The organism is Polaromonas hydrogenivorans (assembly GCF_040105105.1).
In the GTDB taxonomy this organism is placed as follows: Bacteria; Pseudomonadota; Gammaproteobacteria; order Burkholderiales; family Burkholderiaceae_C; genus Polaromonas; species Polaromonas hydrogenivorans.
Map to the genome: position 1 here is coordinate 3,522,917 of NZ_CP157675.1, position 13,375 is coordinate 3,536,291.

The 13,375-nt window shown below is 65.3% G+C and carries 12 protein-coding genes; all 12 read right to left on the reverse strand.

Annotated elements, in window-relative coordinates; all coding sequences use genetic code 11:
- Positions 1-24 precede the first annotated feature (24 nt).
- The 12 genes from ABLV49_RS16990 to ABLV49_RS17045 all read right to left on the reverse strand — a co-directional run bounded on the left by ABLV49_RS16990 (position 25) and on the right by ABLV49_RS17045 (position 13,372).
- Complete coding sequence (locus tag ABLV49_RS16990; RefSeq protein WP_349278273.1) at positions 25-1,170, reverse strand: acyl-CoA dehydrogenase family protein; 1,146 nt, start codon at positions 1,168-1,170, stop codon at positions 25-27.
- Positions 1,167-1,982 carry a class II aldolase/adducin family protein gene (locus ABLV49_RS16995; protein ID WP_349278275.1) on the reverse strand — a complete coding sequence of 272 codons (816 nt, stop codon included), beginning with the start codon at positions 1,980-1,982 and terminating at the stop codon, positions 1,167-1,169. Before ABLV49_RS16995 ends, ABLV49_RS16990 begins: the two co-directional genes overlap by 4 nt.
- 54 nt (positions 1,983-2,036) lie before the next feature.
- Positions 2,037-3,137: an LLM class flavin-dependent oxidoreductase gene (locus ABLV49_RS17000; protein WP_349278277.1), complete on the reverse strand. Its 1,101-nt coding sequence runs from the start codon at positions 3,135-3,137 to the stop codon at positions 2,037-2,039.
- Positions 3,138-3,406: 269 nt separating this feature from the next.
- A complete protein-coding gene (locus tag ABLV49_RS17005; protein ID WP_349278278.1) occupies positions 3,407-4,000 on the reverse strand; it encodes a MarR family winged helix-turn-helix transcriptional regulator in 594 nt (197 codons plus the stop codon).
- On the reverse strand, positions 3,997-5,688 hold the full coding sequence (locus tag ABLV49_RS17010; RefSeq protein ID WP_349278280.1) for an acyl-CoA dehydrogenase family protein: 1,692 nt from the start codon (positions 5,686-5,688) through the stop codon (positions 3,997-3,999). Before ABLV49_RS17010 ends, ABLV49_RS17005 begins: the two co-directional genes overlap by 4 nt.
- Before the next feature lie 117 nt (positions 5,689-5,805).
- Positions 5,806-6,792 (reverse strand): Bug family tripartite tricarboxylate transporter substrate binding protein, encoded by a 987-nt coding sequence (locus ABLV49_RS17015; protein ID WP_011800219.1) that lies wholly within the window; start codon positions 6,790-6,792, stop codon positions 5,806-5,808.
- Positions 6,793-6,816: 24 nt separating this feature from the next.
- Positions 6,817-7,938 carry a porin gene (locus ABLV49_RS17020; protein WP_349278283.1) on the reverse strand — a complete coding sequence of 374 codons (1,122 nt, stop codon included), beginning with the start codon at positions 7,936-7,938 and terminating at the stop codon, positions 6,817-6,819.
- A gap of 172 nt (positions 7,939-8,110) precedes the next feature.
- Positions 8,111-8,869, reverse strand: coding sequence for an ABC transporter ATP-binding protein (locus tag ABLV49_RS17025; protein ID WP_349278285.1), 759 nt, complete (start codon positions 8,867-8,869; stop codon positions 8,111-8,113).
- A gap of 11 nt (positions 8,870-8,880) precedes the next feature.
- Entirely contained in the window at positions 8,881-10,647 is a 1,767-nt protein-coding gene (locus tag ABLV49_RS17030; RefSeq protein ID WP_349278287.1) for a branched-chain amino acid ABC transporter ATP-binding protein/permease, read from the reverse strand.
- A gap of 1 nt (position 10,648) precedes the next feature.
- Positions 10,649-11,689 (reverse strand): branched-chain amino acid ABC transporter permease, encoded by a 1,041-nt coding sequence (locus tag ABLV49_RS17035; protein ID WP_349278289.1) that lies wholly within the window; start codon positions 11,687-11,689, stop codon positions 10,649-10,651.
- 88 nt (positions 11,690-11,777) lie between these two features.
- Positions 11,778-12,911 carry an ABC transporter substrate-binding protein gene (locus tag ABLV49_RS17040; RefSeq protein WP_349278291.1) on the reverse strand — a complete coding sequence of 378 codons (1,134 nt, stop codon included), beginning with the start codon at positions 12,909-12,911 and terminating at the stop codon, positions 11,778-11,780.
- A gap of 41 nt (positions 12,912-12,952) precedes the next feature.
- Positions 12,953-13,372 carry an acyl-CoA thioesterase gene (locus ABLV49_RS17045; protein WP_349278293.1) on the reverse strand — a complete coding sequence of 140 codons (420 nt, stop codon included), beginning with the start codon at positions 13,370-13,372 and terminating at the stop codon, positions 12,953-12,955.
- Between the last annotated feature and the right edge of the window lie 3 nt (positions 13,373-13,375).

Sequence of the window (13,375 nt, forward strand, 5' to 3'; positions counted from 1 at the left end):
GCTTGGTAGATAGGGGTTAAAAATTCAGACGCCCAGCGCACGGCGCCCGGCGGCAATGTGCACGCTGTCGTCCTGCGGCGTGTGGATGCGCCCGCACAGCACGTCGCGCAGGTGGCGCTCCAGCGGGTTCTTGCGCGCCAGGCCGTGGTTGCTGCTCAGCGACAGCGCGGCCTCGACCGCCCGCACGGCGTTGTTGGTGGCGATGGACTTGATCAGGCCGCTGTCCACCGCCGGCACGGCCACGCCGGCGTCAATGTCGCGCGCCAGGCTGGCTATGAGCCGGTCGTTGGCCAGCAGCAGCGCTTCGATGGTACCGACGATTTCCTGCGCGCGCGGCAAGGTGGACAGCGCCGCGCCCAGGCTGGCCGGCTTGCGCTGGCGCAAAAAGTCAACCACCCAGTCGCGCGCGGCGCGGGCCACGCCGGTGTAGAGCGCGCCCATCAGTACCGTCATGTCACCCTGCAGCGACGGGTCGCCGCCGGTCCAGTCGTGCGGCTGGCGCAGGTCCAGCGCGTATTCAGGCTCGATCAGGACATCCTCGAAGGTGATGTCATGGCTGCCGCTGGCGCGCAGGCCCAGGTGGTCCCAGGTTTCGACAATGCGGATGCCCGGCAGACCGGCGTGGACCAGAAAGGTGCCCATTCGCGGCTCGGCCTCGTCGGTGCGCGCCCACACCGCATACCACTTGAGGATGGGCGCGCCGGTCGAGTAAATCTTGTGCCCCGACAGGCGCCAGCCCTCGGCGGTGCGGCGCGCCACCGTGGCCGGCAGGCCGCCGCGCGCGGGCGAGCCCAGTTCGGGCTCGACCCGCAGCGAATTGATCAGCGACACGCCCTCGCTGGACTCGCGCACCAGCCGGCGCGCCACCTCCACCGGCCAGACCCTGCCGGGCCGGCCCATGCTGCGGTGCTGGATGTACTGCATGACCAGCACCAGCGCCGTGGCCGGGTCGCCCTGGCCGATGGCGCCTATGACCTCGCCCAGCTGCTCCAGCGTGGCGCCTTGCCCGCCCAGCTCGCGCGGCGCGGCCAGCGCCAGCAGGCCGGCTTCGTGCAACTGGGTGAAGTTCTCGAACGGAAAGCTGGCATCGCGGTCATGCCCGGCGGCGCGGGCGGCAAACTCTGCCGCCAGCGTGCGCGCCGCCTGGCCCCAGGTCAGCGGCGCGTTCACTGCAGCACCTCGGGCTGCTGGCGCACCAGCACGTCGTACAGGCTCTTGAACGCAAAATGCGCGCCGCCCGGCTTGCCGATCTGCGAATGCGTCAGCGCCGCCACCTCGGGCGAAATCGGGATCGGCGTGCCGGCGGCTTCGGCCAGCAACTGCGTCTGGCAGGCGTTTTCCAGCGCGATGTACCACCAGGCGGCCGACTCCACCGTCGGACCTACCGTCAGGATGCCGTGGTTTTTCAGGATCACCGCCTTGCGCGGGCCCAGCGCCTTGCCGATGCGAAAACCCTCGTCGGTTTCGAGCACCACGCCGGTGAAGTCGTCAAACAACGCATGATCGCCGTAGAACACGCACGCGTCCTGCGTCAGCGGCTCCAGCGTGCGGCCCAGCGTGGACCAGGCCTTGCCATAGGTGGAATGGGTGTGGGCGGCCGACACGATGTCGGGCCGCGCCTCGTGCAGCGCGGCGTGGATGGCAAAGGCGGCGCGGTTCAGCGGCCCCTCGCCCACCACGATTTCACCTTGCGCATTGACGAGCAGCAAGTCGGATACCTTGATCTGTGAAAAATGCAGGCCAAATGGGTTGACCCAGAAATGGTCAGTCCACTCCGGGTCGCGCGCCGTGATGTGGCCGGCCAGGCCGTGGCTCAGTCCCACTTGGGCAAACAGGCGAAAGGCCACCGCCAGGCGCTCCTTGCGGTAGCGGCGCTCAGCCTCCAGCGTCGGGCGCGCGGGCACTTCGTCGAACCAGTCCTTGCGCTGCGGATTCGGGTTGCTGACAAGCGTGAGAGAAGAAGGTGACAGGACAGCGGACATGGCAGGCTTTCAGAGGCGATGCAGAGACAGGAGCGATCAGGAAAGAAAGGCTAATCACGCCGCCTTGAGCGCCGCAGCCCGGGCGCGCTGCTCGCGCTCGGCGACCTTGCGGCGCACCAGCGGCAGCAGGTCGCGGCCGTAGGCAATCGTGTCCAGCAACGGGTCGAAGCCGCGAATCAAAAAGGTGGTGATGCCCAGGTCGTAGTACTTCAGCAGCGCGTCGGCCACCTGCTCGGGCGTGCCCACCAGCGACGTGGTGTTGGAGCGGCCGCCGGTTTCGCGCGCAATCGCGGTCCACAGCCGCTCGTCCACGCGGTCGCCCCTGGCGGCGTCGGCCAGCAGCCGGCGCGCGCCTTCGCTTTGCAGCGCACCACCCCTGGCAAAGCCCTGGTCAACGCGCAGGCGGCGGGTTTGCTCCAGGATCTGGTCGGCCCTGGCCCAGGCTTGGTCCTCGGTCGCGCCCAGGATGGGGCGAAATGAGATGCTGAATTCAACGGTCCGGCCATGCCGGGCGGCTTCGGCGCGCACGCGGCGCACCAGGTCGCCGGCCTGCGCCAGCGACTCGCCCCACAGCGCATAGACATCGGCATGCTGGCCCGCCACCTGCAGCGCCGGGGCCGAGGCGCCGCCAAAGTAGATCGGCACATACGGCGCCTGCAGCGGCTTGACCTCGGACCATGCACCCTTGACGCGGTAGTAAGCGCCTTCGTGGTCAAAGGGTTTCTTTTCCGTCCAGACGCGGCGCAGCAGGCCCAGGTATTCACCGGTGCGGGCGTAGCGCTCGTCATGGCCGAGGAAATCGCCGTCGCGCTGCTGGTCTTCGTCGGAGCCGCCGGTGATGTAGTGAACCGCCACGCGCCCGCCGGTGTAGTGGTCCAGCGTGGCCAGTTGCCGCGCAGCGAGCGTGGGCGCCACGAAGCCGGGCCGGTGGGCCAGCAGGAAGCCGATCTTTTGCGTGCTTGAAGCGGCGTAGGCCACCGTCAGCAGCGTGTCGGGACTCGAAGCGCTGGCCGGCACCAGGATGCGGTCAAATCCGGCGTGTTCGTGTGCCTGGGCAAACACGCGCACATAGGCCGGATCGACCGCCGGGCCGGTGCGGGCAAAGGTTTCGGACACCTCGCCGGGCTGGATCATGCCGATGAACTGGACACTCATGAAAATTCCTTCAGGTAAAGCGCTGCAAGTAGCGGGTTTTACCTGCGACGATAGAAGGAACCGGCCCGCCCGCCAACGAAGAAAACCGCGTGTCTAAATTCGGTTTTGGCATGAGCCCGCAGGCGTGCTGAAAACACCGTGGATTGCCGGGCTGCGCACGCATTGGCAAGATTTTCATCTCGCCTCATTGCTATTTAAAACATAGCTAACCATGCATGCTGCACTTGCGCAAATGCACTAAAATTCTTGAAACTTTTCAAGCTTGCCACTCAGGCGGCCGGAAGATAGACCTTGCGCAACAGACTTATCAGGGTTTTGCGCTCGGCTTGGCTCAAGCGCGAGGTGGCATCGATTTCAATCGCACTGGCCGTCTGCTCGGCCAATGGGAGCGTGGCCTTTCCCGTTTCGGTCAGATGCAGGCCTTGCGCGCGGCGGTCGGTCGGGTGATCGCGTTTTTCCAGCATGCCGAGCTTTTCCAGGTGCTTGATCATGCCGACCAGGTTGGGCGGCAGGATGTCCAGGGTGGCGCACAACTGGCGTGAAGTGATTCCCGGGTTGTGGCCGATGAGCGTGAGGACCGAAAACTCGACCGGACGCAGGCCGAATTGCGCCATTCGCGGCAGGAATTCTGCAATCACCACAAGCGCGGCGCGACGGGCGTTGTAACCGATCAGGGTTTCCAGAAAGGACGTGTCCATCCGATCTGCGGCCTCGCCGGCCTGAACGGGCGCCTTCGCTGTTCGCGCTGGCTGGCGGACAGGGGTCGGGTTGCGCAGTGCCTGGGTGATCGATTTTTCGGCCATGGTGCCTGACAAATAAGGCCGGATGAGGGTGGAACCGCCATCATAGCCGGGGCGCTTCATGCCTTGAGGGCCTCCAGGACCATGCCGTGGCGCATGGCCAGCTCGGGCCATACCCAGCGAACGAACGCCTGGCTACCGTTCCCAGGCGTACCGGCCGCGTCCAGGCGGCTCCAGGCCCAAGCCATCAATGCAATCGTCGTTGCGCGCAAAAAATCACCGGCAACCGGGTAAAGCTTTTCCGGCGCAGCGCCGCCGCTGGACTCGATGGCGGCCAGAAGATCACGCAAGCGGGCAAAACCTTCTTGCGTGCGTTGAGCCGATGCCGAGTTGCCATCCTGCAGATCGGCTTGCAGTCCATTGAGCACGGCACCCAGGCCCCTGCCCTGGTCGGTCAACACCTTGCGAAACAGCAGGTCTTGCGCCTGGATTTCGTTGGTGCCTTCATAAATCATGGCCACGCGCGAGTCGCGCACGATCTGCTCAATCCCCCACTCGCGCACATAGCCATGGCCGCCAAAGACCTGCAGGCAGTCGCTGCTGCCGTGAAAGGCTTGGTCGGTCCAGCTGGCCTTGAGCACCGGGGTGACCAGCGCGCACCACTGGCTGGCCTGCTGGCGGCGCGCAGGGTCCGGGTGGTGTCTGGCCACATCCAGTTCAATGGCCGTCTGGTAGGCCAGCAAGCGTCCGGCATCGACCCAGGCGCGCTGGGTGTCGAGCAGGCGCTGCACGGCCGGGTGCCGGATGATCAGGTCGGCGGCGTGCGACGGGTCGCGCGGACCCGGCGCACGCATCTGCCGGCGCTCCTGCGCATAGGCATCGGCCTTTTGCCAGGCGGCATCGAGCAGGCCGACCCCCTGCAGGGCCACATGCAGGCGCGCCGCGTTCATCATCAGGAACATCGCGTTCAGTCCCTTGCCCTGCTCGCCCACCAGCCAGCCGGTGGCCTGATCAAAGCGCATCACGCAGGTCGGGCTGCCGTGCAGGCCCATTTTTTCTTCAACGCGCTCGCAGAACACCGCGCTGCGGCTGCCGTCCTCGTAGAACTTGGGCACCAGGAACAGCGACAGGCCCCTGGGGCCGGGCGGGCTGTCCGGCAGGCGGGCCAGCACCAGATGCACGATGTTGTCGCTCAGGTCATGTTCGCCGCCCGAGATGAATATCTTGGTGCCGCTGATCTGGAAGCTGCCGTCCGGCTGCGGCACGGCCCGGGTGCTGGCCAGGCCCAGGTCGCTGCCGGCATGGGGTTCGGTCAGGCACATGGTCGCGAGCCATTCGCCACTCGCCACTTTATCCAGGTAGCGGGCTTTCAGTTCGCTGGACGCGTGGTGCTTGATGCACTCGTAGGCGCCATGCAACAGGCCGGGCGCCATGGTCCAGCCGTGGTTGGCGGCGCTCAGCCATTCGTAGAGCACCATTTCCAGCACGACCGGCAGGCCCTGGCCGCCATCTTCAGGCGCGCCGGACAGGGCGGGCCAGCCTGCCTGCCAGAAGGCCTGGTAGGCGGCCCGAAACCCCGGCGGCATGGTCACGGCGCCGTCCTTGAAGCGGGCGCCGATTTCGTCGCCGTCTCGGTTCAGCGGCGCCACCACTTCGCCGACGAACTTGCCGGCCTCTTCCAGCACCTGGCGCATCAGGTCAGTGTCGGCCGATTCGGCCAGAGCGGGCAGCTGGCCCAGGGTGTCCTGGGCGCGCAGCACATCGAACAGCATGAACGATGCGGCGGCGGCGGAAGGTTGGTAGGTGTTCATGGAGGCTGGGCTTGCAATCAGGTTAGAGAGTCAGTGCAGCGAAGCTGTCCCGCTGACTGGGGTGGAGGTGAAAATTTTCCCGTCCTTCGGAGGGATCGTGGGCGGGCCAGGCAGGCATCAGGATTCGGCCGTGAAGCCCACTTGCTTGATCAGGCGGCGCCATTCCTCGGCGTCGGCCTTGAGCCAGTCGGCCAGTTGCTCGGGCGAGGAGGATTGCACTTCCATGCCCACCTGCGCCAGGCTGCTGATCACGTCGGGCTGTCCCAGTGCCGGCGGCAGGTAGGCGGCGGCGCGGCGCACCGTCTGCGCGCTGGCCCTGCCCGGCAGGAAAAAACCGTACCATTCGCGCATGGTGAGCGGGTAGCCCTGCTCGCGGTAGGTGGACACGTCGGGGGCGAACGGGTTGCGCGTTTTGCCCGATACCGCCAGCAGGCGCAGTTTTCCGGTCTTGAGGTAGGGCAAAAAATCGCCCACGGGGGACGACATGGCCGATATCTGCCCGCCCAGCAAATCCTGAATCCCTGGCGCGGAGCCGCGGTAGGGAATGTGCTTGAGGTCGGCGCCAGTGAGCTTGCCCAGTAGCGCGGCGACCAGATGCGGCATCGAGCCCGCTGCCGGCGAGCCGTAGTTGGCCTTGTCCGGGTTGGCCTTGGTCCAGGCCAGGAAATCCTTCAGGCTCTTCACGGTGGCGGGCACGGCCGGGCCGACGCCCAAGCCGTGGCTGAAGAAACAGGCCACCGACACCGGCGCCAGGTCCTCCAGCCGGTAAGGCAGCCGGGGATAGGTGAACGGATAAATCGACAGCATGGACGAAGGCGTGAGCAGCAGCGTGCTGCCGTCAGCCGGGCCGTCCTTGAGCGCGGTGATGGCGATCTGGCCGCCAGCGCCGGGCTTGTTCTCGACCATGACGTTGGTCGCGTACTGGCCGCGCAGTTTGTCGGCAATACGGCGCGAGAGCGCATCCGTGGTGCCGCCAGCGGGAAAGCCGACGAGGATTCTGGCGAATTCCGGCGTCGCCTGGGCGCGGGCCGAAAACGGCAGGCCCAGGCTGGCCAGGGCGGCCGCGCCACCCAGGGCGCGGCTGAAGTTGCGGCGTGTCGTCATGGTCTTGTCTCCTGATGGATGTCGTTAGAACGTGTGGTTGATGCCCACCATCGTCCCGGTCTGCGATCCACCCAGGGCGGGGTTGCTGCCCGGTGCGCCGCCGCTGACAGAAACATTGGCCAGGCTGTCGTTGCGGATCGTGCCGATTTGAGCGTACAGGGTCGTGCGTTTGGACAGCTTGTACAGGGACCGCACCGCCAGCAGCGTGGAGTCAGCGTTATCGAAGTTCTTGTAGCTCAGCTTGGCGACAGTTCCGTCAATCGTCCAGGCCGAAGTCAGCGGGTAAGCCGCTGCGATGTACCACAGGTCGCTTTTGGGGCGCGTCACGCTACCTTCGTTTTTACGGCGGATGAGGCCACCGCCAATTTTCAAAGCGGCAAGGTTCACGTAGCCGTTCACCATCAGTCGGGAGTCGGATTTCGAACTGCTTGTCAAGCCGGCAGGCAGCACCACATCGGTCGCGCTGGCAGGCGTGCGGCCATTCATTTCGTCGTAAGCCAGCGCGGCGCCCCAGGTCTTGGTGTCGTACTTCACCAGGGCCGACCACTCGCGGCAGGCTTTGGAGTCGGCTCCGCTTTCACCCGGGCAATTGGTTCCGGCAGGCGATGGGCCGGCATTGACGGTGTCACGACCGGCGCTGTAGGTGGCGCCCACGGTGAAGTCGCTGAATTTCCCCTTGTACGCGATCGAGTTGTCGATGCGCGAATTGGGGATGTAGCTGTCCAGCGAGCCCAGGCCATAGATGCTGGGGCCGACGAGGTCCGAATCAAGCAGCGACCAGAACAGCATGGTCCACTGGCGGCCCAGCGTGACCGCACCCCAGTCGCCGCTCAGGCCCACCGTCGATTGCCGTCCGAACAGCCGGCCGCCTTGTCCCGAAGCGCCGGTGTCGGGCGCAAAACCCATCTCAAGCGTGTAAACCGCGCTCAGGCCGCCGCCCAGGTCTTCCCTGCCGCGCAGCCCGAAGCGCGAGGGCAGGATGCCGGTGTTCGAAGGCATGCGCGTGAGGGAGCCGCCGGCCGGCGCCACATGGGTCACATACTCAACACCCGCGTCCACCATGCCGTAAAGGGTGACACTGCTTTGCGCTTGCACTGCGCCTGTGGCTGCCAGGCCTGTCAGGGCGATAAGGGTTGAAATTTTCATGCTGGTCTCGTCGTAATAATGATTGAAAGGATGCACGGGGTCATTCGAGCCACCTGCGCAACTCCAGCCGTGCGCTGGATGCCTGCAGACGACGGGGAATGGGAAATGGGGAAACGGGAAAACGGTCGCGGGCGCTTGAGGGCGGCGTTAAAAAATGGGGTGAAGGCTTGGTTCATGCGGACGGCATCTTGATGTCCTCCTCTTTCTTGCGGGCAGCGCCCAGGTAGGTGTCGATCACGCGCGGATCTTCGGCCAGCTCGGCGGCCGGGCCATGCAGGCTTAGCTCGCCCATTTCCAGCACATAGCCGTAATCGGCCACGGCCAGCGCGGCGCGTGCGTTCTGCTCGACCAGAACGATGGTGACGCCGGTCTTGCGCAACTCGGTGATGATGGAAAAAATCTCGCGCACCACCAGTGGCGCCAGGCCCAGGCTGGGCTCGTCAAGCATCAAGAGGCTGGGGCGTGACATCAGCGAGCGGCCGACCGCCAGCATCTGCCGCTCGCCGCCGGACAGCGTGCCGGCCAGCTGCATGCGCCGCTCTTTCAGGCGCGGAAACAAGTCATAGACGTCGGCCAGGCGGTCACGCCACTGGGCATTGCCCAGCCGCATCTGGCGAAAGCCGCCCAGCACCAGGTTGTCTTCCACCGGCATGGTGCCGAACAGCTCGCGCTTTTCGGGCACCAGCGCGATGCCGAGCATGACGCGGTCTTCCAGCGTCAGTGCGGCGATGGACTGGCCCTCGAACTCGATGGCGCCGCGGCCGGGCAGTATGCCCATCAGCGTGTTGAGCAGGGTGGACTTGCCGGCCCCGTTGGGGCCAATGACGGTGATGACGCTGCCCTTGGCGGCCTGCAGGTCCAGTCCGTGCAGCACCTCGGCCCGGCCGTAGCCGGCACGCAGGCCGTGGATGCGAAGGTGAGAATTTGTCATGGCGTGTTTCCTTAATGTTCCGTGCCGAGGTAGGCGGCGCGCACGGCGGGGCTTTGCTGAATGAAGGCCGGCGTGCCTTCGGTCAGGTAGGTGCCGAACTCCATCACGACCAGGTGGTCGCAGATGCCCATGACCAGGTCCATGTCATGCTCGACCAGCAAGATGCTCATGCCTTCGGCGCGCAGCTGGCGCAGCACACCGCCCAAGGCCAGCTTTTCCTGGTGGCGCAGGCCGGCGGCCGGCTCGTCGAGCAGCAGCAGGGCCGGATCGCTGCACAGGGCGCGTGCAATTTCCATCAGGCGCTGCGGCCCCATCGCCAGGTTGCCTGCCTGCTCATGCAGAAAAGCACCCATGCCGATACGCTCGAGCTGGCGCTGGGCTTCGCGGAACAACTGCTTTTCTTCGCTGCGGTTGAGCCGGGTCATGGCCGACACCACGCCCTTGGCGCCGCGCAGGTGGGTGCCCAGGGCGACGTTTTCCAGCACGCTCATGTCGGGAATCATCTTGACGTGCTGAAAGGTGCGCGACATGCCGCGTGCCGCAATCTCCCGTGACCGCAGGCCGCCGATTTTCTCGCCGCGAAACACCACATTGCCGCTGGTGAGAGACAGCACGCCAGAGATCAGGTTGAAGGTGGTCGATTTGCCGGCGCCGTTCGGTCCAATCAGGCCGACGATCTGGCCAGCGCGGATCTGGAAACTGATGTCCTTGACCGCGACCAGCCCGCCGAACTCCTTGCGGATGGCCTGCACGTCTAGCACCAGTTCGCCCTGCTCCGGCTTGGCGCGCGCGGGCAGATCGGGGGCGCCGGCCCAGTCTTCCTTGCGGTTGGCGCGGGGCACGCGCCGATCCACGAAGGACCACAGGCCATCGGGCAGGAACTTGAGCATCAGCACCAGCACGATGCCGAACACAATGATTTCATAGCTGCCGCTGGTGCCCAGCCACTGGGGCAGCAGCACCTGGAGCTGGTCTTCGAGCAGCTTGGTGAGCAGCGCGCCGGTGAGCGCGCCCCAGACATGGCCGACGCCGCCGACCACCGTCATGAACAGGTACTCGATGCCCATCTTCAGCCCGAAGGGCGAGGGGTTGACGGTGCGCTGAAAGTGCGCAAAGAGCCAGCCCGAGAGGGACGCCAGCAGTGCGGCGATCAGGAAAATGATGATCTTGTAGCGCAGCGTGGACACGCCCATGGCCTCGGCCATCAGCGTGCCGCTGCGCAGCGACCGCATCGCCCGCCCTGCCCGGGAGTCGAGCAGTTGCACGATGGCCAGCGCCGCCAGCACGACGATGGCCCAGGTCAGCGCAAAAAATCCGCGCCCCTGGCCGACTTCCCAGCCCAGCAGCGTGAGGCCCTGGATGCCCAGCAGGCCGTCGTATTTTCCCAGCGCGTCGAGGTTGCCCATCAGGTAGTAGAGCGACAGGCCCCAGGCCATGGTGGCCAGCGGCAGGTAGTGTCCCGACATCCTGAGCGTGAGCAAAGCCAGGATCAGCGCGCAGGCCGCCGTCAGCCCCAGGCCGATGAACAGCGTGAGCCACGGCGACAGGCCGGTGTTGAGCGTCAGCCAGGCGGTCGAGTAAGCGCCGATGCCGACAAATGCGGCCTGGCCGAAGGAGGTCAGCCCGGCCACGCCGGTCAGCAGAACCAGCCCCAGGCAGACCAGGCTGTACAGGCCGATGTAGTTGAGCTGGGTGATCCAGAAATCGGGCAGCGGCAGCACGGCCACGCCAACAAGCACCACGATGAGCGCCCAGAGTCCATAACGTCTTGCCAGCATCTCAGTGCTCCTCATCCGAATGTCCGCCTTGCAGGGAACGCCACAACAGCACCGGCAAAATCAGGGTAAACACAATCACTTCCTTGAACGCACTGGCCCAGAAGGAGGCAAACGCCTCGACCAGGCCGACGAACAGCGCGCCCAGCAGCGCGCCGGGGTAGCTGGCCAGACCTGCCGCCACCGCCGCCACGAAGCCCTTCAGGCCGATGAGAAAGCCCGAGTCGTAAAAAATCGTGGTCGTCGGCCCGATCAGCAGGCCCGACAGCGCGCCGATCAGCGCCGCCATGGCAAACGTCAGCTGGCCCGCCGACTGCGAGGAAATACCCATCAGGCGCGCGCCCAGGCGGTTCACCGCCGTGGCGCGCAGCGCCTTGCCGTAGAGCGAGCGTTCAAAAAACAGCCAGAGCAGCACGATCAGTGCGACCGAGGTCACCATGATGATGATGGCCTGGCCGCTCAGGGTGAGCGCGCCCAGGCTCATGCGCAGATCCCAGAACGACGGGTTGCGGAATCCCTCGGCGCCAAAAAACAGCAGGCCCAGCCCGGTCATGGCGAAATGCACGCCGACCGAGACAATCAAGAGCACCAGCGGCGAGGCATCGGCCAGCGACTGGTAGGCCACGCGGTACACCAGCGGGCCAAAGGCGGTGACGATGCACACACTGAGCAGCGCCTGCAGCAGCAGCGGCATTTGCAGCGGCGCCGCCCAGGCGGTCAGGCCGGCCACCACGACAGGAATCACCAGGGTCTTGAGCGCCGACTTCAGGGCGGCCAAGGCATTGTGGTGGCGACGCCAGGCGCCCACGCCATCCATCGCGGCGGCGATGGCCGCCAGAATCAGCAGCAGCCAGACGGTGCCGGGAATCTTCCCGGTTTGCAGGATGGCCAGCGTCAGCGCGCCATAGGCAACAAACTCGCCTTGCGGGATGAAGATGACCCGTGTGACGGTGAAGACCAGTACGGTCGCCAGGCCCAACAGGGCGTAAATGGCACCATTGGTCACGCCGTCCAGCAGCAAAATGCTGGCGATCGAAAAATCCATGGGGAAGCCTTGAGGAGAGAAAAAAGGGAGAAGATTCGGCAGCGCGCGGGGCGGTTGGAGCCGAGCCGCGCGTGCCGGGACTAACGGCTTATTCGACTTTCCAGTCGCCGTTGACCACCTTGAGCATCACGCCGGTTTCAGGCGTGTAGCCCCAGTGGTCGTCCTTGGTCCAGTTCACCACGCCATGCGCCACTACGCTACGGCCCATGGTTTCCATGGCGTCACGCAGCGCTGCGCGGAATTCCGGCGTGCCGGGTTTGGCTTTCTTGAGCGCCATGGGAACGATTTTTTCGAGCACCAGTTCGGCGTCATAACCATGGCCGGCAAACTGGTTGCGCGAACCGGGGCCATAGGCTTTCTCGAACTTCTGCACAAAGTCGATGGCGACTTTCTTGGACGGATGGCTGTCAGGCAACTGCTCGGCAATCACGGCCGGGCCGGACACCACATAGGCGCCTTCCACCGCCTTGCCGCCCACGCGCATCAGGTCACGCGTGGCGGCAGCGTGCGTCTGGTAGATTTTTCCCTTGTAGCCGCGATCAACCACCGCCATGTGCGGCATGGCCGCGCCGCTGCCCGAGGCGACGATCAGCATTGCGTCGGGGTTGGCGGCCACCAGTTTCAGCACCTGGCCGGTCACGCTGGTGTCCGAGCGTGCGAAGCGCTCGGTGGCGATGACCTTGATGCCGTTCTTTTCGGCCTCGGCGGTGAAGTCCTTGAGCCAGCCTTCGCCATAGGCATCGGTGTAGCCCAGGAAGCCGACCGTCTTCACGCCCTGCTTTTTCATCAGGCCCATCATGGCGTGCGACATCACGGCGTTGGATTGCGGCATGCGGAAGGTCCAGCCATCCTTGCCTGGCGGCAGCTGAATGGGCGAGAGCGACAGCTGCACGGTTTTCGACTCTGCGGCCACGTCGGCAATCGGAATGGCCACCGGCGTGGCGACCGAGCCGATGATGATGTCCACCTTGTCATCGGTCACGAAGCGCTTGGCGTTCTTGGTGCCGTTGGTCGGATCGGTGGCATCGTCCAGGATGATGAGCCTGACCTTTTCACCGCCGATGGTGCTGGGCCACAGCTTCATCTGGTTGTTCACCGGAATGCCCAGGCCAGAGGCGGGGCCGGTCAGCGGCAGGCTCACGCCGATGGTGATGTCGGCCAGAGCGGTGCCGCAGGCCAACAGGGCTAATGCGGTGGCGATGAAGGTTTTTTTCAGTTTCATAAATGTCTCCTTGGGTCTAGGTATCGTCGGCAGCAAAATTTTCAGGAACATAAGGCCTTGATGTCTTCTGGCACGGGAATCGACTTGATGCGGTCCGGCGCTTCGGGCGGGTGGATGACGAAGGCGCGCACTTCGGTGCCTTCGCAGAGCACGTCGTCGCCGCGCTTGACCACATGCTTGTGCATGAACACCTTGTCACGCCATTCGGTGACGCTGGTGTAGATTTGCAGGCGCTCGCCATAGGTGGCCGGGCGCATGAACTTGGTGTTGATTTCCAGCAGCGGCGTGCCGACGATGCCGCGCGTCTTGATGAGTTCGCGCCAGGGCGGCACGCCGCACTTGACGAAGAAGTTCAGCGAGGACGCATCCATCCACTTGCTGAAGTTGGGGAAGAAGACGATGCCGGCGGGGTCGCAGTCGCCGAACATCACTTCGAGTTCATACACAACGGTTTTGCTCATGAT